Here is a 21,116-nt window from a genome sequence, read left to right as displayed (position 1 = left end):
CTTTTGAAATATACCCTTATGTGGGAATATACTGAAAAAGGCAAACGTGCATTGGACAAAGCGGGTATCGAGATTCCCTATCCTCATATGCAGCTGTTTTTAGAACAAACCGAAGGATTAAAGCTCTTAGCGGCAAAAGATCGCAAGTGAGTTATTCTCTTGTTGAAGGGGGCAACCGGTTATATTAAATTCTAAATGCGGTTACCCTGGATTGAACTTCAAAAACTATTGACATTAGTAAAAAACTGTCATAAATAATGGCATTTCGTGGGCGGGCATAACTCAGCTGGTAGAGTGCAAGCTTCCCAAGCTTGGAGTCGCGAGTTCGAATCTCGTTGCCCGCTCCAGGTAAAATTCGCCTTATCAAAAGGCTTTTAGGCAGGGTCGATGAATATGCATTTTGGAGATACTTTTTGAATATGTTTGCTTTCAGAACCATGTAGTTTTTCACGATCCATTTTTTATAAGAAGTATCATATTCATAAGGAGACGGGCGATAGCCCGTTTTTTATTTTATTATTTTGGCGAACTATTCTTATTTCAAAAGGATCTTTGTTAATAATTATTTGATTGTATGAAAAAGCGCAAAACGGAAACAAAACTTATCAGCCCAATGACACGGGAAGAAATAATGGTTAAAGTTAAAGATTTTGCTTATCCGCTATGCAATTCAAAAGGTTTGGAGCTAATTCATGCTGAATATCAGAGGGAAACAGGAGGTATCGTAATTCGTCTTTATATTGAAAAACAAGGTGGGATTACACTAAACGACTGCACCTGGGTAAGCCGCCAGTTAAGTGATATTCTGGATGTTAATCTGAATACCGGCTGGCCGTATAGCCTTGAAGTTTCATCGCCCGGCGCTAATCGCCCATTAGGAAAGCCGGAGGATTTTGAGAAGTTTAAAGGCAATATGGCAACAATCAGCACTTTTGTTCCTCTTGAAGGACAAAAAAAATTCAAAGGGGTTCTGCTTGGCTATAATGATGGTTTTGTTAATATTATCGTTAATGACAAAACTGTTGCAATCCCTTATAAGGAAATCACAAAGGCACAGCTTTTCAACTATAACGGAGCAAACAAATGCTAATATCAGAAATAAAACGTGTTGTTGATCAAGTCAGCCGGGACAGGGGTATAGATAAAAGTGTTCTCATTACGGCAATTGAAGAAGCGCTAAAATCCGCTGCAAGAAAAAAATATGGGAATAAAATCGATATAGAAATTAATTATAATGAAGAAAGCGGTGATATCGAAGCTTTTCAGTTTAAGAAAGTAGTTGAAACCGTTACGGATGAAATAACGCAGATCAGTCTTAAAGAAGGGCAAAAACTGGATCCGGAATGTGAAATTGGGGATAGCCTCGGAACAAAAATGGATACCACAGCTTTTGGAAGAATAGCCGCCCAATCTGCAAAACAGGTCATTATACAGAAAATGAAAGATGCTGAAAGAAATGCTGTTTATTCAAGTTTCATTGACCGTAAAGGTGAAATAATAAACGGCATCGTTCAGCGAATTGAACATTCCGGAGATATTATCGTGAACCTCGGACAGACAGAAGGCATTCTGCCGATTCATGAACAAATCCCAAAAGAGACCTATAAGCGTGGTGAACGCTTAAGAGCGCTTCTTATGGATGTACTTCAGGATTCACGAGGCCCTCAAATTGTTCTTTCCAGAACGCATTCGAATTTTCTGGCAAACCTTTTTAAAACAGAAGTTCCTGAAATAAGCGAAGGAATTGTAAAGATAATGGGCACTGTGCGTGAACCGGGGGTTCGGGCCAAAATAGCCGTATCTTCAACTGATTCTGATATACATCCGGTAGGTGCCTGTGTTGGCATGAAGGGAAGCCGGGTTCAAAATGTTGTTCAGGAATTAAGAGGTGAAAAAATTGATATAATACCATGGCATGTTGATTCGGCTAAATATGTATGCAATGCCCTGGCTCCGGCTGAAATAATAAGAGTTATTATTGATGAAGACAGTCATGCTATGGAAGTGATAGTCCCTGATGATTCCCTTTCCATCGCTATAGGCAAACGCGGCCAGAACGTACGCCTTGCTTCAAAGTTGACTTCCTGGAACATAGATGTTCAAGGTGAATCACATTATGATGCGGTATTGAAAAACGGTTATGATTCTCTTGTATCTTTACCCGGAGTTGGAATAAATCTTGCCAATTTATTAATTGAAAAAGGTTTTACATCCGTAGAGGAAATCAGTAACGCCTCCGCAAGTGATCTGATGGAAATAAAAGGTATCGCCAAAGAAAAAGCCGAGAAATTGATAGATTTTGCAGCAGAAGCAATTTCCAAAGGCAATGATAACAATGACAATCAAAGTACCGAAGAAGAAAATCCTGACATCGATGACAATAAAAGTGCAGAGGAAGAAAATCCTGACATCGGTGACATTAAAAGTACCAAAGAAGAAAATTCTGACATCGGTGACATTAAAAGTACCGAAGAAGAAAATTCTGACATCGATGACAATAAAAGTGCAGAGGAAGAAAATTCTGACATCGGTGACATTGAAAGTACCAAAGAAGAAAATTCTGACATCGGTGACATTAAAAGTACCGAAGAAGAAAATTCTGGCATCGACAATAAGAATTTATAACTACCATATAAATTTTTGCAAATATAGTTTATGTGCAATAAAATACTGGGTTGCTGTAAATATAATAATCATTTAGTGAAAGACCGGTTAATAACAATATTTGGGGGGCTGCATGGCAAAGATCAGAGTATACGAACTTGCCAGAGATCTTAATATGACGAACCAGGCTCTTCTTGACAAGATAAGAAATATGGATATCTACGTTAAGAGCCACGTTAGTTCTTTGGATGAAGAAACAGTTAAAAAAATTAAAGCCGGCTTAAATAGTAACGTAAAGTCGGAAGAAGTGGCTGAAGTCCGCATTAAGCCTACGATAATCAGAAGGCGAAAAGTTGTTGTTCAGGAGCAGACAGAAACGAAACCTGAAACAACATCTGAGATAGAGCCTGAAATGCAACCTGAAGAGCAAAAAGAGAAGGCTGTTGAAAAAGTTGATTCGGAAGAGCAGGCGCCCGAACCCATAATCGAAAAAGCTGTCGAAGAAGTCACAAAGCCGTCTACGGAAGAAAAGCCGGAGGTTAAGCCCCCTGCCGAGACCCAAAAACAGCCGATTAAAAAGACTGCCCCCCCCGCAAAAGTACTTAAAAAAGCCAAAAAAGAACAACCGGCAAAAATCCTTAAATTACCTGAGGTTAAAAAGAAAGAGGAAGTAATACAAGAACATCCCCTTTCACACGAAGTTGCTCCGACTAAAACGGAACCGCCAAAGGAACAAATATCTAAAATAACGGATGCTTCAAAACAGGCCAAGCCCTTGGAATATAAGAATAAAACCGGTGGACACATCAAAAAGACGGTTGAAATAACCCCGGATTTTCAGGGGAAAACTGATTCTACAGCTGCGGTTACAAAAAAAGAAGAAGCTGTTTCTGATAAAAAGAAAGTTAAAGGCAGGGAAAAGCGCGAAGAAGAACCCGATTTCAGGGACAAAAAATTAACCAAAAAGAAACCTTTTAAGAAAAAAGAAATAGTTGAAGCAGAAGATCTTTTTTCGCCGGAACCCAAAATTCGTAGAGAAAAAAAAGGAGCTAAGGTTAAGGCTTCTCATGGGCAAAAGACACAGTTAACTACACCAAAAGCTATAAAACGCCGGATAAAAATTGATGACGCAATTGTATTATCCGATCTTGCAAAAAGAATGGGTATAAAGTCGAGTGAAATGATAAAAACGCTTATGGGCTTAGGTGTGCTTGCGACTGTAAACCAAACAATAGATTATGATACTGCTTCACTGGTTGCAGCCGAATTTAGTTATGAAGTCGAACGTGCATCTTTTGAAGAAAGCAACTATTTAAAAGAAGAGAAGTATGACCCCAGCGCTCTTGTAAGCAAACCCCCGGTAGTTACTATAATGGGCCATGTTGATCATGGAAAGACCTCTCTTTTGGATGTAATACGCAAAACCAAAATAACAGAAGCAGAGGCTGGAGGCATCACTCAGCATATAGGGGCTTACCATGTTTCAACCGATAACGGACAGATAATATTTTTGGATACTCCCGGCCATGAAGCTTTTACAGCTATGCGCGCAAGAGGAGCAAAAATAACGGATATTGTTGTACTTGTTGTAGCAGCCGATGATGGAGTAAAACCGCAAACCGTAGAAGCTATTAATCATGCAAAAGCAGCTGCTGTTCCGATAATTGTTGCTATAAACAAAATGGACAAACCTGAAGCAGATCCGGATCGTGTTAAGCGTGAATTGGCTGAACATAATCTTGCGCCGGAAGAATGGGGAGGTACCACTCCTTTTATTAAAGTATCTGCAAAACAGAATATCGGAATAGACGATTTGCTTGAAATGATTCTTCTTCAGGCAGAGGTTCTTGAATTAAAAGCTAACCCAAATAAACTTGCTGTAGGCCATGTGGTTGAAGCCAATCTGGATTCCGGAAGAGGGCCTGTCGCAACAGTACTGATAAAAGAAGGAACGCTTCATTTAGGCGAATCCGTTGTTTGCGGAATACATTATGGTAAAGTGCGGGCACTCTTAAATGACAGGGGTATGAAAATAGACGAGGCCGGCCCGTCAATTCCGGTCGAGGTTGTAGGCTTTTCGGGTGTGCCTATGGCAGGGGATGAACTTGTAGCTCTTGCCGATGAAAAGGATGCCAAACAGGTCAGCACTTACAGGATTCAGAAACAGCGTTCCAAAGAGTTGGCTAAAACAAGCAGACTTAACCTTGAAAATCTATTTGACCGGATTCAGGAAGGCAAAATCAAAAGTCTGACCTTAATAGTAAAAGCAGATGTTAACGGTTCTATAGAAGCAATAAGAGATTCGCTGAACAAATTGTCAAACGATGAAGTTAAAATTGATATAATTCATTCCGGAACCGGAACCATTACAGAATCTGATGTATCTCTTGCAGCTGTTTCAAATGCCATTATCCTTGGTTTTAACGTCCGTCCCAGTTCCAAAGTACAAATGATGGCAAACGAAGAAAACGTTGATATTCGTTACTACAATATAATATATAATGTAATTAAGGATATAAAGAATGCGATAGTCGGGTTGATGGCTTCGACATTTGTAGAAAAATTCTTAGGCAGAGCCCAGGTCAGGGAAGTCTTTCATGTTCCTAAATTTGGTACTATTGCAGGCTGTTATGTCTTAGATGGTAAAATAGAACGTGGCCGTCAAACACGCCTGATCAGAGACGGTATAGTATGCTTCGAAGGAAAGAATTCTTCTTTAAAGCGATTTAAAGATGATGCTAAAGAGGTCTTGACCGGATTTGAATGCGGAATCGGCATAGAAAATTATAATGATATAAAAGTTGATGATGTAATTGAATTTTATTATATAGAAGAAGTTAAACCGGAATTCGAATAATAAATATGGTCGTCGGTCTAGGAATAATTACTTTCAGGCTTCATGACTGCCGCTCTCTGAAAAGCAAAAGAAAAATTGTAAAATCACTTATCGGCAGACTACAGAACAATTTCAACGCATCGGTTGCAGAAGTAGACTCAAATGATATTTACGAGGAAGCAATAATAGGCATAGCCTTTGTAGGAAATGACAAGGCTATGGTTAATTCCAAAATAGATAAAGCTTTTAGCTTTGCTGATGAATTGGGTCTTGCCGAAATTGTAAATACTGAAATGGAGTTAATCAATATATGACAGGTTTTTCAAGGGCTGAAAGAGTCGGCGGGCAGATACAAAAAATTATATCTGCACTACTGTTAAAAGATATAAAAGACCCTCGTCTTGAAATGACGACAATTACTGATGTCAAAATGTCTAAAGATCTCAAAATTGCGCGCATTTATTTTACCACAACCGGCGGCAAAACTAATGCTGACGAAGCATTAAAAGGTTTTAAAAGCGCCGCCGGATTTTTAAAACGCTCTTTGTCAAGCGAACTTTCTTTGCGATATATGCCTGAGATTTCTTTCTTTTATGATGAATCATATGATTATGGAGAACGGATTGAAAACGTTCTAAAGTCAATAAAAATGGACTCATAAACACAAAGGATAATGGACCGCATAATAGAACATCTGATAAATAGCTCTAATGTGCTGATCACTTCTCATATAAACCAGGATGGTGATGCAATAGGGTCTTTGCTTGCCGTTGGTTTTGCTCTTGGTTTTCTTAATAAGAAAACATTTTTGTTGAACGAAAGCTCCATTCCTTCGGTTTATCGATTTCTCCCTGGGACTGAACTCATAAAATATAAAATTAATGAGCTTTATGAATTTGATACGGCCGTTATTCTTGATTGCGGAAATTTAGAGCGCATAGGAAAATCTGCAAAGGCAGTAGCGACGATTCCGGTTATTATTAATATAGACCACCATGTAACAAACACAGGTTATGGAACCTGTCGGCTTGTCGATACATCAGCTTGTTCAACGGCAGAATTAGTTTATCGTATAATAAAAAAGATGAATATTCCCATTAATAAAGAAATTGCTACTTCAATATATACGGCCATTTTAACTGACACCGGGTCTTTCAGGGCTTCAAATACAAACGGACCGGCTTTCGCAATTTGTGAAGAAATGATAGCTTACGGAGCAGATCCCTATAAAATCGCACAAAATGTTTATGGAAAATATTCTTTAGGACGCATCCGTCTTTTAAACCTTGCTCTTGATTCCATTGCAATATCAGAAAACGGCAAACTTTCAATGATGACCATAACCTCGGATATGATTAACGAGACCGGAACTAAATCTGAAGACATTGATGGCCTTATCAGCTATGCTAAACGTATTAAAGGTATAAAAGTTGCTGTTCTTATTCAGGAAAAAAGAAACAGCAAAAGCAAAATAAAAGGTATTAAGAATTTTCATGTAAGTCTGCGTTCGGATGGAACCATTGATGTTACGGATATAGCCTTATCCTTTGGCGGGGGCGGACACTTCAGTGCGGCAGGTTTTAATCTTGAAACCGGTTTGGATGAATTAAAAACAATTATTATGAGGTTTGCTGAAAAGTTATAACTATAGCTTCACAACAGTGGCGGCATATAAAGGGATATGGTAGTAGGTTGGGGTTTTAAACCCCGCCAACTCTGCTTAAAGGGTGTATAAAAATTAACAGCGGATTATTAATTATTGATAAACCTGCTGATATAAGTTCAGCAAGGGCAGTTTCTATTATAAAAAAACTGACAGGTGCAAAGAAAGTGGGACACACAGGCACTCTCGATCCTTTTGCCACGGGAGTATTGCCATGCTGCATAAATGAGGCAACAAAAATCTCAAGATTTTTTCTTGAAGGAAATAAAAAATATATTGCCAGGCTGTGTTTAGGGATTGAAACAGATACACAGGATTTTACAGGTGAAGTTATATCAACAAGCAAGGATTTGAATTTTTCGGAAGAAGATATAGTAGCGGTTTTTAAAAAATATGAAGGAAGCATCGATCAGGTTCCTCCGGCTTATTCAGCTTTAAAACATAAGGGAATTCCTCTTTATAAGTATGCAAGACAAGGCAAGCCAATTCTTAAACCGCCCAGGAAAATTGACATACATTATATAAAACCTATTAATATAAATCTTCCTGAAGTTCTTTTTGAAGTGTCTTGCTCGGCTGGCACATATATAAGAACATTATGCGCAGATATCGGAAAATCTCTTGGATGCGGTGGACATCTTAGTCAATTAAGAAGAATTGAAAGCTGCGGATTAAACATAAACCAGGCTCTATCTATTGATATCCTTGAGGAAATTATATCAAAAGAGGGTAATATTTCGAAACATTTGTTAAACATGTCTGATGCACTTAAACATATCCCCGGATATATAGCCGATGATATATTGATCGAAAAGTTATCCCATGGTAAATTAATTACCGAACGTGATATTAATTTAGTACAAACAAACAAAACGGATAGCTTTATTAAAATTGTAAACAACAATAACGATCTTTTGGCCATTTTAAATAAGATCGGAAATAAATTTATCTATTGTTGTGTGATTAACAATAATTGAACCAGGATAAAAAAACAGGCTTTTTACTGAATAAAATTTGTTGTTTGTTTGTATTTATAAATGTATATAAAGAAAAAGAATATTATTTTTGTCAATTTTAATCTGTAATATGGTTTATAAAATAATAGTTAACAATGTATAATCAAATAGTTATTTCCAGATAGAAAACAGGAGGCAAAAAGAAATTGGTTTTTAAAACAGATGATAAAAAGGAATTGATCGAAAAATATAAATTACATGAAAGCGATACCGGCTCTCCGGAGGTACAGGTGGGCCTATTAACTTTCAGAATAAGTTATCTTACCGAACACCTTAAGGTTCATGCCAAGGATCATCATTCAAGAAGAGGCTTGCTCATGCTTGTAGGTAAAAGGCGCAGACTCTTAAATTATGTTAAAAACAAAGATGTACAACGTTACAGGACAATCATTACTACTCTTGGTTTGAGAAGATAATTTTTTTGATCAGTTCAAAGTGCAGATCCTTACGAGCCGAAAAAATATGCCTGCCGGTAATGAGCGTAGCATCGTTCCACTCTCTTAAATATCCGGAAAGATAAAAATGGGTATCGAAAGTCAATAGAGGTTTATATGACCATACAGCTCTTAAACCTCTATTCTAAATTGCTGCAAAGGAATACATTCTGAAGTTATTATTCTATACAGCAGAGCCACTTTCAAAACGTTTCAGTTTGGTCAAGCTCAAGGCGGGATAAAATTTCAACCGCAGGAATACATTGAGTATTTCGAGGATTGAAATTTGAACCCAACGCTTAAGATCGGCCAAAATGGGGCATTTTAAACTGGCTCAGCAGGTTAGATTCATCTTTCATGAATAGATTATTGTATAAAATCCGTTCTGTAAAAGGTTGTTAACTCTGCATTACACAATAAATTCGTTTCAGCAATCATAACGTTACAATGACAAATGTTAATTATTATTTAGGAGAATTTTATGATAAACACATATAGCGCCGATATAGGGGGAAAAACTCTTAGCATACAGGCTGGCAAACTGGCTAAACAGGCGTCAGGATCGGTGACTGTGCAATACGGTGATACTGTTGTTCTTGTTACCGCAGTTTCTTCATATGATGAACGTCCCAGGGATTTTTTGCCGCTTTCCGTCGAATATCAGGAAAAAATATATGCGGCAGGGCGCATACCCGGAAATTATTTCAGACGAGAGATTGGAAGACCTTCGGAAAAGGAAACACTGACTTCGCGTCTTATTGACAGGCCAATCAGGCCCTTGTTTCCCAAAGGTTACGGTTGCGAAATTCAGATAATTGCAACAGTTTTATCAATGGATCAAGAAAATGATCCTGATGTACTTGCTATGATAGGCACATCGGCCGCTCTTGAAATATCCGATATACCTTTTGCCGGACCGATTGCCAGTGTCAGGGTTATCAGAAAAGACGGACAATTTATTGCAAACCCGACAATAAATGAGTGCGAGGGCAGCGATATAAATATTATCGTTGCAGGCTCAAAAACCGGTGTAGTCATGGTTGAAGGCGGAAGCAACATAGTCAGCGAAAAAGATATGCTTGAAGCAATCTTTTTCGGCCATGAAGCTATGCAGCCTATCATTGACATTCAACATAAGCTAAGAGAAACCAACGGACTTCCAAAAAGAAATTACACCGAAAAAGAAAAAGACAACGCTTTTGAAGAAACGGTTGAATCCATTGCTGCCTCCCGTATACGCGAAGCTCTTCTTATACCGGGAAAAATCGACAGACAATCTGCCATGCGCACCCTAAAGGCCGAATTATTTGAGCAACTTGGCGCTGAGTATACCGAACGCAAAGATGAGTTTTCTGAGATATTTTATGGTTTACAGAAAAAAATAACCAGGGCCCTTATAGTTAACGAAGGTCAGCGCTTAGACGGCAGAAAATATGATGAAATAAGGCCCATTACATGCGAAGTAGGCGTGCTTCCAAGACCACACGGCAGTGCTCTTTTTACTCGAGGCGAAACACAGGTTCTGGCAGTACTGACACTTGGGTCAGGTCCTGATGAACAAAGAGTTGAAACATTAAGCGGTGAAGAATTAAGGCCGTTTATGCTGCACTATAATTTTCCGCCTTATTCAGTTGGCGAAACCAAACGCGTTGGCGGACCAAGCAGAAGAGATATTGGCCATGGCGGCCTTTCTACCCGTGCTTTAGAAAAAATACTTCCGGCCAAAGAAGACTTTGATTATACAATACGTCTTGTTTCCGAAGTTCTCGAATCAAACGGTTCATCATCAATGGGCACTGTTTGTTCAGGGTCTATGGCTTTAATGGATGGAGGAGTCCCGATTAAGGCGCCGGTTTCAGGAATTGCAATGGGTCTTGTTAAAGAAGGAGATCAGGTTGTAATTCTTTCCGATATACTTGGAGATGAAGATCATTCCGGAGATATGGATTTTAAGGTTACAGGAACCCGGGAAGGAATAACCGCTCTTCAGATGGACATAAAAATTCATGAGCTTTCCAAATCTATAATGGAAAGTGCCTTGGAGCAGGCACGTACAGGCAGAATTCATATCCTTGAAAAGATGCTGGAAGCTATTAACCAGCCCAGGGAAGCAATATCCCCGCATGCTCCGGCTATATTCACCGTAAAGGTTCATCCTGACAAGATCAGGGAAATTATTGGCCCTGGTGGGAAAACAATCAGATCTATACAGAGCGAAACAAACACCCGCGTTGAAATTGACGACTACGGTCTTGTGAAAATTGCAGCTGTATCTAAAGAAGACGGAGCTGCCGCTTTAAATCTTATAAACAATATAACACAAGAACCGGAGATCGGCGCTGTATATGACGGAACCGTGGTTAAGATCATGGATTTTGGCGCTTTTGTGCAGATTATGCCCGGCACAGACGGCCTTGTGCATATATCTCAGCTTGCAACCCGAAGAGTAACCAAGGTTTCGGATATAGTAAAAGAAGGGGACACAATTAAAGTTAAGGTTCTTGAGATATCCAAAGACGGCAAAATCCGCTTAAGCCATAAGGCCGTTTTAGAAGATGAAAATGAACCGGCCTGAAAATAAAACCGTACTTTCAAACGGCATCAGAGTAATTACTGCCAACATGCCCCAATCGTGTTCAGTTTCAATGGGTATATGGGTAAACTCAGGGGCTCGCGATGAATCGGAGGAAGAAAGTGGTCTTTCCCATTTTATCGAACATATGCTTTTTAAAGGTACAGCTAAAAGGTCGGCATTTCAGATTTCCAAAGAATTTGACTCCATGGGGGGAAACACAAACGCATTCACCTCCATGGAGACAACCTGTTATCATTCCAAAGTAATAACATCCCATATTATAACTGCCAGTGATCTTCTCTTTGATATTTTTTTAAATTCCGAATTCGATATCAAAGAAATTGAAAAAGAACGCCCTGTGATAATCCAGGAAATAGGAATGGTTGAAGATTCTCCGGAAGATTATATACATCATCTTTCCGGCCAATGCTTTTTCAAAAACAATCCTCTCGGGTCTTCAGTACTTGGGACACGCTCAAATATTATTAATTTTAAGCCGGAAAAAATAAAAGAGTTTTTTACCTTACGTTACCAGCCCTCCCGGATTATTATTTCTGTTGCCGGAAACATAGAACATGAAAATATTTTAGATATTGTATGCCCGGTTTTTGAATCTTATCAAAATACTTCATCTTTTCCTGAACGTATAAATCCTGATGTGCAAAAAGGTGCTAATATATTTGACAAGGATCTTGAACAGGCTCATATATGTGTTTTATATAAAGGCTTGCCTCTCACAGATGAAAGAAGATATGCTTTTTCACTTATAAATACAATACTCGGCGGCAATATGAGTTCAAGGCTTTTTCAAGAAATACGTGAAAAAAGAGGTCTTGCCTATTCAGTATATTCTTTTATCTCCTCCTATATAGATACAGGTATGTTTGGTGCCTATGCTGCGGTTGATCCGGATAATGCCCTTGATGCAGCAGCTTTAATTATAAAGGAAATTAAAAAGATTAAAGAAAATACTATAAGTGATAGCGAACTTAAAGAATCGGTAGAGTATACAAAAGGCTGTTTGCTTCTTGCTTCCGAAAGTACTGATAATCAGATGTTCAGACAGGCGCAAAACGAAATAATATTTAATCGCCATATTCCGCTTCAGGAAGTAATCGACAAAATCGAATCGGTAAAAAAAGATACAGTATCAGATTTGGCGAATTTGCTTTTTGATCCTGCTAATCTTTCACTAACCGTTCTTGGACCTGTTGCAGATAAAAAACAGTTTATGGATGTTTTAAATTCTTAATAATGGAAAATATACCTACAATACGTTTTTTACGGTTAAACCCTGATAAAGATGCTGATATCCCTTTACCGTGCTATATGACACCCAATAGCGCAGGTATGGATGTATATGCCTGTCTTGCAAAAGATGTTGTCGTTAAACCAGGAGACATCGCCCTGATACCTACCGGTTTTGCAGTATCTATTCCCGAAGGATTTGAAATTGAAATACGCCCAAGAAGCGGGCTTGCCGTTAATCACAGGATAGGCCTGATAAATTCTCCAGGCACCATAGATTCGGATTATCGTGGTGAAATAAAAATAGCAGTAATTAACCATGGGAATAAGGATTATACTTTCAAACGCAAAGACAGAATTGCCCAGATGCTATTAAAGCGGGTTTACCAGGCAAAAATAGAGCTTGTTGAAAGTCTTGAGGAGACAAAGCGCGGTACAGGAGGTTTCGGGCATACCGGAGTATAATGTGAAGGAAAATACTTCATTTAAAAAACCCGATAAATCATCAGATCTTAAGCTTTGCATGCTTGCAAGCGGCAGCAAGGGAAATTCAATATATATTTCAGACGGCCACACATCAGTTCTTATTGATGCCGGATTGTCCGGTATTGAGATTGAACGAAGGATGAAAGCAAACAATCTTGCTCCCGATAATCTTGACGCAATTATTGTAAGCCATGAACATTCCGATCATATAAGCGGTGTAGGAGTACTTTCCCGCAGGTTTTCCATCCCTGTGTATATAAGCCATAAAACCCAACAAGCCGCATCTTCATTTCTTGGAAAAATTGCTGAATTTATAAATTTTGAATGCGGTACGGGCTTTAATATAAATGGTCTTTCTTTCTATCCTTTTTCATTATCCCATGATGCAAAAGATACGTCAGGATTTACGGTATCTAAAAACAAAACAAAAATCGGAATTGCAACTGATCTTGGGATTGCAACTACAATGGTAAAAGAGAATCTGAAAAAATGTTCCATACTTGTTCTTGAAGCAAACCATGATCCTGAAATGCTTACAAACGGCCCCTACCCCTGGCCGTTAAAACAGCGGATAAAAAGCCGCTCGGGCCATTTATCAAACCAGGAGTCAAAAGTACTGCTACAGGAAATCCAGCACAATAACCTCGAACATGTGATTTTATCCCATATAAGTGAAACAAACAATACCCCGGAAAAAGTGCTAAGCGTGGTAGGTTGCGCCCTGACATGCTGTAAAGCCAAAATCGATGTAGCACGCCAGGACAGATGCGGTGCTATTATTAATTCCTCGTAAATAAATAAAAAGGATTATAAAAAATGAAAATATGTTTTCCCGTGGAATCTGATAAGGGACTGGATAGTGAAGTGTTCGGGCATTTCGGCACAGCCCCGAGCTTTGTGGTTTTTGATACAGAAACAAAATCTACTTATACAATTAACAATCAGGATTTGGGCCATGCGCACGGTAAGTGCAGCCCCTTAAAAGCATTAGATGGACAAATGGTTGATGTAATCATTGTTGGCGGCATTGGAGCAGGAGCTATCAACAAATTAAATGAAATGGGAATCAAAGTTTATAGGGCGAATAAAGGTTCAGTTCAAGAAAATCTCAAAATATTTCAAAGTACCATAATGCCTGAAATGACTATACAACATGCCTGTGGCGGTCATGCCGGCGGTGAATGCGGACACTAACAAAAAAACTTAAGGACAAAAGAAATGCCTGCATATTTAACACTTGAGATATTTTTCGATTACATCTGACCCTGGTGTTACTTCATTACCGGACGTATTGAACAGCTTCAGAAAGAATATAAAATTGCCACACAGTGGCGGGCATTTCCACTTCACCCGGATATACACAGAAGATGAGCTTTACATTGAAGCAACATACAGCATGGCCTATCGCTTTATTTTACTTTCTCAACATCATATCCCGCACCTTTCCATGCAAAAATGCCTCCCGGAAACCGGTACACGTTTTTGTATCCTAGTTTCTTGGCCCATAAAGCTCCGTTGTGGCTTCTGGTACACTTGACAAATCCACAGTAAATCACGATGATTTTATCTTTGTCCGGCCCCAGCAGGGCAGCAAAGTCTTGTTCTGTTTTGCCGTTTGTTTCCGCATTATCCCATTTTTCCATTAGGGGTATTGGAAAAAGAAATTGTTTTGCGCCGGGGATGTGGGCTTTTTTGTAGCTATCCTTGTATGGCATGGTATCAACGATCACCATGTCTTTTCTATCATCTTTCATTTGTTTAAGTTCGCTTGTGGTAATGACATCATATCCACCCTGCTGCACTTCTTTCACCAGTTTCACCGCTTTGGCTTCTAAATCGACCTCTTTTTCAAATTTGTTTTTTGCCACAGAGGATAAGGGCATCAGTAAAATTGCGGCAATAATTATAATCACTGTATTAATCCATCGCTTATTCATGATTTAACTCCTTGTAACATTTTATTAAAAGTTGTCCCCAAAATATTAATTGGTGAATGCGAAGTCTTTATTCGCCATAGATACAAATAGGCAGAGCAACCCACCAATACACCATCTTTTAAAATTGCAGCTCTCAACCCATGAAACGCCTTTGCTTCGGGATCACCCGGCGAAAAGCATCCACAATCTATGTCAAATCCCAGGTAGTCAGCATATCCCAACACCCCGATAAAAAGCAGCAACAACGCGGTAATAACAAAAAGGCTTCCGCGCAAATCAAAAACAAGTCCGATACCGGCCAAAATTTCCAAAATAGGAAGCAGGACGGCTACTATTGGAACCATGCTTTCGGGTACAAGTCCGTAAGCACCAATTAATTCGGAAAATGCCTCGGTATCAGGTAGTTTTGAAGCCCCGGCATACACAAAAGTTATAGCAATAGCCCAGCGAATGACAGGATACGACCATTTCAAAACTTTGTTATTCATTTGGTTCTCTTTTGTTTTTGATGTTTAACGATTTTATAATACCAAGGCGAAATTCTAAAAGTCCAATCGATAATTTAAATGCAATACCCCATGAGAAAGAGATTATATAAATATCTCCTGGAAGTGAAAGATACTATAAGATAACTTTTTATTTATGCTTATTAAAAGGATAAAAAATACGAAGGCCGAACATATTATTGCAAAAAATATGTTGATATATTAATATAATTTCAAAATTATCATTAATTAACGATTGTTAAGGAGATTGGTCAATATGAAAATTCATACGCTGTTATTGCTTGTCGCCCTGGCAGTAATTGCCGCTTTTGCTGCACTTAATTGGACCACATTTACAACACCTACAACTCTTTCCCTGGGTTTTACCGCAGTTCAGGCACCGCTTGGACTAGTCATGCTTGGAGCCTTGTCTTTTCTAACAGTCTTGTTCCTTGTTTTTATGATCTATCTGCAAACATCGGTGCTATTTGAGTCTCGTCGCCATGCACGTGAACTACAGGCCAATCGTGAACTTGCAGACCAGGCCGAGACTTCGCGTTTTACTGAATTGCGAACCTTCATGGAAACAGAAATAGCAAAACAAACAGCCTTAAACGAAGAATCGAATGCAGCTATGCAGGCAAAAATAGATCAGCTTAATCAAGACCTCATAACTGCAATAGAACAGTCGGGAAACACACTTGCAGCATATATTGGTGAAATGGATGATCGGCTTGAAAGAGGAGATGATGACCAGACTCCCAACTTACTTCCTGATATTGCCGATGAAGAAAAAGAGATATGATATGTTAGCAAGATTTTTCATTCATTCATTCATTCATTTTTTCTTTTCTGCTTCCCACTAAATATGCTCTTTATTCATTGAGATTTTCACCCCATTGGAGGGTTTTATAATGGATAGGAAGCCGACCTATGAAGAATTAGTACAAAAGGTAAATACATTAGAAAAAGAATTAATTGAATTAAAAGAAATACGTATGCATGCGGATCCGACAAAAGATACAGCGGGCAATGGTATCCGTTCGGATACTACAGGATTCAAAGAGGTTGAACAGCATGCTGATAACTTATATCGACAGCTAATCGATCTTTATAACAACCCGATCCATGTTTATGACAGAGAATCAAGGCTCATATTCATGAACCGGAAAACAGCTGAGATTATTGGCGTTAAGCCCGAAAGTCTTATAGGAAAAAAACTAACGGAAATCATTGTATCTCCTATGGCTGAAGACCTGGTTAAAAAAAATCTTGATATTATTGAGACAGGACAACCAGCTGATTATGAAATCCCCATTGAATTTTCCGGCAAAAAAAGATGGTATTGGTCTCATGCGCAACCCATAAAAGATAAAGATGGTACTTACTCAATTCTAATGGTTATCTCTTATGATATTACCGAACGTAAAAATGCGGAAGAAAAACTCAGGAGGCGGGCATATTTGTTAACCCAAGCCCAGAAGCTTGCGCATCTTGGATCATACGAACTGGATATAAAGATTAACGATTACGAACGGTCCGATGAATTATTCCGGATTTTCGGTCTTAACCGGGATGAAGTTGACTCCAGAGAGGATATAATCAAAAGAATTCATCCTGATGACTGGAAATATGTTGAAAAGCAGATAAAGCTGCTGTTAGCAGGGAATAGAGTCGGTCTGGTTGAATTTAGAATAATCAGGCCTGACGGCGAAGAGCGGATTGTTTCTTCCAATTCTGAAATATTATTGGACGATAGTGGCATACCGATTAAGATGATAGGGTATTTTTTGGATATTACCGAAAGTAAAAGAGCAGATGAGAAGTTGCGGCGGAGGGAAAATCTGTTAAACCAAACCCAGAAACTTGCACATCTTGGATCATATGAATACGATATGATTAACAATAGATTCAAACGATCCGATGAATTATTCCGGATTTTCGGTCTTAACCGGCATGAAGTTGTTTCCGATGAGCGTATAATCAAAACCATACATCCTGATGACAGGGATTATGTAGAAAAGCAGTTTAAACTGTCACTAACAGTAAATAACCCGGGACCGGTTGAATTCAGAATAATCCGGCCTGATGGCGAAGAAAGGGTTGTCTCGGCCAAGTCAGAAATAATATTGGACGATAAAGGTGTCCCGGTTAAATTCATAGGATATGTTTTGGATATCACAGAACATAAAAGAGCTGAGCAAGAAATCCGGCGGAGGGAAAATCTGTTAAACCAAACCCAGAAACTTGCGCATATAGGATCATATGAGTTTGATAGGAGCAGAAATCGTTTTGAACGCTCTGATGAATTATTCCGGATTTTAGGTATTAAACAAAATGAAGTTAATCCCGAAGAACGTCTAATCAAATGTGTTCATCCGGATGATATGAATCATTTAGATAAGATTTTTCAACTATTGGAATCAGGGCATAAAATAGGGGTCTTTGAATTTAGAATAATCCGGCCTGACGGTGAAGAGCGGGTTGTCTCTGCCAATGCGGAGATAGCATTTGATGATAGCGGAGTACCCATCAAAAGAACAGGTTATCTCTTGGATATCACCGAACGTAAAAGAGTTGAGGATGAACTCAGGCAGAGTGAATATTTATTAAACCAAGCCCAGCAGCTTGCGCATTTAGGATCATATGAATACGACATAAAAACAAATCGCTTCAAACGGTCTGATGAATTATTCATGATCTTAGGCATTAAGCGGGATAAAGTTGCTCCCGAAGATCGTTTGTATCAATGGATTCATCCGGATGACAGGGATGATGTGGAAAAGCAGTTTAAACAGGCGCTAACAGGAAATAGCACCGATCTGTTTGAATTCAGAATAATCAGGCCTGACGGCGAAGAGCGGGTTGTCTCTGCCAATTCAAAAACATTTATGGATGATAACGGCATGCCAAGTAAAATAATAGGGTCTGTTTTGGATATCACCGAACGTAAAAAGGCGGAGGAAGAACTCCGGCAGAGTAAAAATTTATTAGTTCAAGCCCAGCAGCTTGCGCATCTCGGATCATTTGAATATGATATAATTAATGATCGCTACATAAGATCCGATGAAATATTCCGGATTTTCGGTATTAGCAGGGATGAAGTTAAACCCGAAGATCATTTGACCCAATGGATTCATCCGGATGACAGAGATGATATTGAAAAAAAAGACCAAGCGATGGAAGTTGGGAACATAATCGGTCCGAAAGAATTCAGAATTATCCGGCCTGATGGCGAAGAGCGAGTTATCTTATCTTATTGGGAAACGATAACAGATGATAGTGGTGTCCCCATCAAAAAGATAGGGTGTCTTTTAGATATTACTGAACGCAAAAAAGTTGAAAAACAACGTGAGGAATTGATCCTGGAACTTCAAAAGGCTCTTAATAATGTCAAAACGCTGAAAGGATTATTGCCTATTTGCTCAAAATGCAAAAATATCCGTACCGATAAGGGTTATTGGAGCCAGATAGAGGTCTACCTTGAAACTCACACAGATGCCTCATTCACTCATAGCATGTGCCCGGTATGTGTAAAAGAAATGTATGGAAAAGAGGACTGGTATAAAAATTTAAAAAACGAATAGAGCCCGGCTCCCATTGCATATGATATATTATTACAGGAGTATAAGTAAGTTTTAATATTAAACCCTAAACTTTTCTATCCTAATTTTTTTCTTCAAAATTTCATAATCATTTCATAATCATTTCATATTTTAAATCCATAATCCCCATTAATTGAAAATATCAAGTTTGCAGCTTTTAACTTTCAAACAAAAGGGGGTTATGATGAATATCAAATTTAAAAGATGCTGGGTTTTTCTTATTACAGGATTTATTGTTTTTTGTGTTTGCCAAACAGGGTTTGCGGAAAGCAAAGAAGACAAAACGCTTTCACCGTATTTTTATGTCGAAAACGGTGATACGTCTGTTGATAATTTCCCGCTTGAAGAAACGGACGTGAAAGTTAATATAACCGGTGTGATTGCAGAGGTGGTTGTTACCCAAAAGTATAAAAACAATGGGGTAAAACCCATTAGTGCGCGCTATATTTTTCCGGCGTCCACACGGGCTGCTGTGCACGGCATGAAAATGATGGTTGGAGACGAGATAATAACCGCAAAGATTGAAGAACGGCAAGCAGCCCAAAAAATCTTTGATACAGCTAAAAAACAGGGTAAAAGCGCATCGCTTTTAAAACAGCAGCGACCTAATGTATTTTCAATGAATGTAGCCAATATCATGCCGAATACTTCCATACTTGTTGAATTAAGTTATACGGAGCTTCTGGTGCCGACAGACGGCATTTATTCATTTATTTACCCAACGGTTGTTGGCCCCCGTTACTCAAGCCAGACAGAAGCGAATTCGCCTGAAACCGATCTGTGGGTTAAAAATCCTTATCTTAAAGAAGGATCTTTGCCCCGGACACATTTTAATATTAACGCCCATGTTTCAACAGGGATTGCTCTTCAGGAAGTAATTTGCACATCACATGCAACCAATATTAAATATGAAAGCGATTCCATTGCCGACATCATTCTTAAAGATCCTGAAGATTTTGCAGGAAACCGCGACTATATATTAAAATACCGGCTGGCTGGTGAAAAAATAGAGTCAGGGCTTTTGCTTTATGAAGGTAAAGATGAAAACTTTTTTCTGCTTATGGTACAACCTCCGGAAAGAATACTGCCTGAAAATATCCCAGGGCGTGAGTATATATTTGTCGTTGATGTGTCAGGTTCCATGCATGGCTTTCCATTAAATACTTCCAAAATACTTCTTAAAAATCTTATCGGAAAACTTAAGCCAACCGATAAATTTAATGTGATTCTGTTTGCAGGCAGATCAAATTTGATGTCTTCTACTTCTTTGCCTGCAAATAAGGAAAATATTAATCAGGCCATACGATTGATTGATGGGCAGTCGGGTGGTGGCGGAACCGAGTTGTATGCGGCATTAAAAAAGGCAATGGATATTGACAAAGATGAATCATTTTCAAGAAGTATTGTAATCGTTACAGACGGCTATATCACTGCTGAAAAAGATGTGTTTGACCTGATTCATAATAATCTTAACCGGACAAATGTTTTTTCGTTCGGTATTGGAAGCAGTGTAAATAGATACCTAATAGAAGGCATTGCCAAAGCAGGACTGGGAGAACCCTTTGTTGTTACAAAGCCTGAAGAAGCCTATCCTGTCGCAGAAAAATTCAGGCAATATATCCAGTCTCCTGTTTTAACCGGCATTTCGTTAAACAAATCCGGGTTTGAAGCATATGATATTGAACCTGAAAGTATTCCCGATCTTTTTGCAAAAAGGCCGGTAGTTGTTTTCGGAAAATACCGGAATAATGCGAAGGGTGTTATCGAAGTTAGCGGGCAAAGCGGATCGGGAGAATATGTTCAAACAATCAATGTATCCGAAGCCAAACCTTTGGAAACAAATCATGCGCTTAAATATTTGTGGGCAAGGACCCGTATTGCACAGCTTTCGGATTTTAACTTCAATTATAACAGTGAAGAAAACAAAAAAGAAGTAACCTCTTTAGGAATTTCATATAATCTGCTTACTACAAATACTTCTTTTGTAGCAGTACGTGAAGTTGTGGTCAATCCCGAAGGACAAAGTGAGGATGTAAACCAACCTCTGCCTTTACCAAAAAATGTATCAAATCTTGCTGTAGGTGGTAGTATGGCAAGTGTTCCGGAACCGGATATGTTGCTTTTGATTATTGCACTTGGTTTTATTACGGGTGGAGTTCTTATGTTAAAAAAGGTGGGGTTAAAAAAACCGAAAATTTAGATATGAATTAATCAAATGCCATTGGTG

At 38.8% G+C, this 21,116-nt stretch carries 18 protein-coding genes and 1 tRNA gene; 17 read left to right on the top strand and 2 right to left on the bottom strand.

From position 1 onward, the window contains the following. The first annotated feature begins 271 nt into the window (after positions 1-271). From KKC46_03845 to KKC46_03780, 14 genes are all read left to right on the top strand, one after another. Positions 272-347, top strand: a tRNA-Gly gene (locus KKC46_03845). Positions 348-631: 284 nt separating this feature from the next. Continuing rightward, positions 632-1,090, top strand: a complete 459-nt coding sequence (locus KKC46_03840; protein ID MBU1052950.1) for a ribosome maturation factor RimP — start codon at positions 632-634, stop codon at positions 1,088-1,090. After that, positions 1,084-2,625, top strand: a complete 1,542-nt coding sequence (gene nusA, locus KKC46_03835) for a transcription termination factor NusA (GenBank protein MBU1052949.1) — start codon at positions 1,084-1,086, stop codon at positions 2,623-2,625. The genes KKC46_03840 and nusA overlap by 7 nt, the downstream gene beginning before the upstream one ends. Positions 2,626-2,737: 112 nt before the next feature. Continuing rightward, positions 2,738-5,461, top strand: a complete 2,724-nt coding sequence (infB, locus tag KKC46_03830; GenBank protein MBU1052948.1) for a translation initiation factor IF-2 — start codon at positions 2,738-2,740, stop codon at positions 5,459-5,461. A 5-nt stretch (positions 5,462-5,466) separates the two neighbouring features. Next, positions 5,467-5,754, top strand: coding sequence for a DUF503 domain-containing protein (locus KKC46_03825; GenBank protein MBU1052947.1), 288 nt, complete (start codon positions 5,467-5,469; stop codon positions 5,752-5,754). After that, positions 5,751-6,101, top strand: a complete 351-nt coding sequence (gene rbfA / locus KKC46_03820; protein MBU1052946.1) for a 30S ribosome-binding factor RbfA — start codon at positions 5,751-5,753, stop codon at positions 6,099-6,101. The genes KKC46_03825 and rbfA overlap by 4 nt, the downstream gene beginning before the upstream one ends. Before the next feature lie 12 nt (positions 6,102-6,113). Continuing rightward, entirely contained in the window at positions 6,114-7,085 is a 972-nt protein-coding gene (locus tag KKC46_03815; GenBank protein ID MBU1052945.1) for a bifunctional oligoribonuclease/PAP phosphatase NrnA, read from the top strand. Between the two features lie 92 nt (positions 7,086-7,177). Then, positions 7,178-8,080 (top strand): tRNA pseudouridine(55) synthase TruB, encoded by a 903-nt coding sequence (truB, locus tag KKC46_03810; GenBank protein MBU1052944.1) that lies wholly within the window; start codon positions 7,178-7,180, stop codon positions 8,078-8,080. 185 nt (positions 8,081-8,265) lie between these two features. Next, on the top strand, positions 8,266-8,535 hold the full coding sequence (rpsO, locus tag KKC46_03805) for a 30S ribosomal protein S15 (GenBank protein ID MBU1052943.1): 270 nt from the start codon (positions 8,266-8,268) through the stop codon (positions 8,533-8,535). 499 nt (positions 8,536-9,034) lie between these two features. After that, positions 9,035-11,128 carry a polyribonucleotide nucleotidyltransferase gene (gene pnp / locus KKC46_03800; GenBank protein MBU1052942.1) on the top strand — a complete coding sequence of 698 codons (2,094 nt, stop codon included), beginning with the start codon at positions 9,035-9,037 and terminating at the stop codon, positions 11,126-11,128. After that, a complete protein-coding gene (locus KKC46_03795) occupies positions 11,115-12,380 on the top strand; it encodes an insulinase family protein (GenBank protein MBU1052941.1) in 1,266 nt (421 codons plus the stop codon). The genes pnp and KKC46_03795 overlap by 14 nt, the downstream gene beginning before the upstream one ends. A gap of 2 nt (positions 12,381-12,382) precedes the next feature. After that, positions 12,383-12,841, top strand: a complete 459-nt coding sequence (gene dut, locus KKC46_03790) for a dUTP diphosphatase (protein MBU1052940.1) — start codon at positions 12,383-12,385, stop codon at positions 12,839-12,841. A gap of 58 nt (positions 12,842-12,899) precedes the next feature. Continuing rightward, positions 12,900-13,655 carry an MBL fold metallo-hydrolase gene (locus tag KKC46_03785; GenBank protein ID MBU1052939.1) on the top strand — a complete coding sequence of 252 codons (756 nt, stop codon included), beginning with the start codon at positions 12,900-12,902 and terminating at the stop codon, positions 13,653-13,655. 23 nt (positions 13,656-13,678) lie between these two features. After that, the gene (locus tag KKC46_03780; GenBank protein ID MBU1052938.1) at positions 13,679-14,056 is read left to right on the top strand and encodes a NifB/NifX family molybdenum-iron cluster-binding protein; all 378 of its coding nucleotides are present in this window, start codon (positions 13,679-13,681) and stop codon (positions 14,054-14,056) included. Positions 14,057-14,271: 215 nt separating this feature from the next. Here the strand turns inward: KKC46_03780 and KKC46_03775 are convergent, their stop codons facing one another. Then, positions 14,272-14,799, bottom strand: coding sequence for a rhodanese-like domain-containing protein (locus tag KKC46_03775; protein ID MBU1052937.1), 528 nt, complete (start codon positions 14,797-14,799; stop codon positions 14,272-14,274). Beyond that, positions 14,796-15,287, bottom strand: coding sequence for a DoxX family membrane protein (locus tag KKC46_03770; protein MBU1052936.1), 492 nt, complete (start codon positions 15,285-15,287; stop codon positions 14,796-14,798). Before KKC46_03770 ends, KKC46_03775 begins: the two co-directional genes overlap by 4 nt. Before the next feature lie 274 nt (positions 15,288-15,561). On the opposite strand from KKC46_03770, the gene KKC46_03765 reads away from it, so the two are divergent. The 3 genes from KKC46_03765 (at position 15,562) to KKC46_03755 (ending at position 21,089) form a co-directional block, all read left to right on the top strand. After that, entirely contained in the window at positions 15,562-16,089 is a 528-nt protein-coding gene (locus tag KKC46_03765; GenBank protein MBU1052935.1) for a LapA family protein, read from the top strand. A 109-nt stretch (positions 16,090-16,198) separates the two neighbouring features. Next, complete coding sequence (locus KKC46_03760; protein ID MBU1052934.1) at positions 16,199-18,871, top strand: PAS domain-containing protein; 2,673 nt, start codon at positions 16,199-16,201, stop codon at positions 18,869-18,871. Between the two features lie 199 nt (positions 18,872-19,070). Next, entirely contained in the window at positions 19,071-21,089 is a 2,019-nt protein-coding gene (locus tag KKC46_03755) for a VIT and VWA domain-containing protein (GenBank protein MBU1052933.1), read from the top strand. The last annotated feature ends 27 nt before the right edge of the window (positions 21,090-21,116 follow it).

The organism is Pseudomonadota bacterium (genome assembly GCA_018817425.1).
Lineage (GTDB): Bacteria > Desulfobacterota > Desulfobacteria > Desulfobacterales > RPRI01 > RPRI01.
The sequence above is the reverse complement of the archived record's forward strand: the minus strand, read 5'-3'. Positions and strand labels throughout refer to the sequence as shown.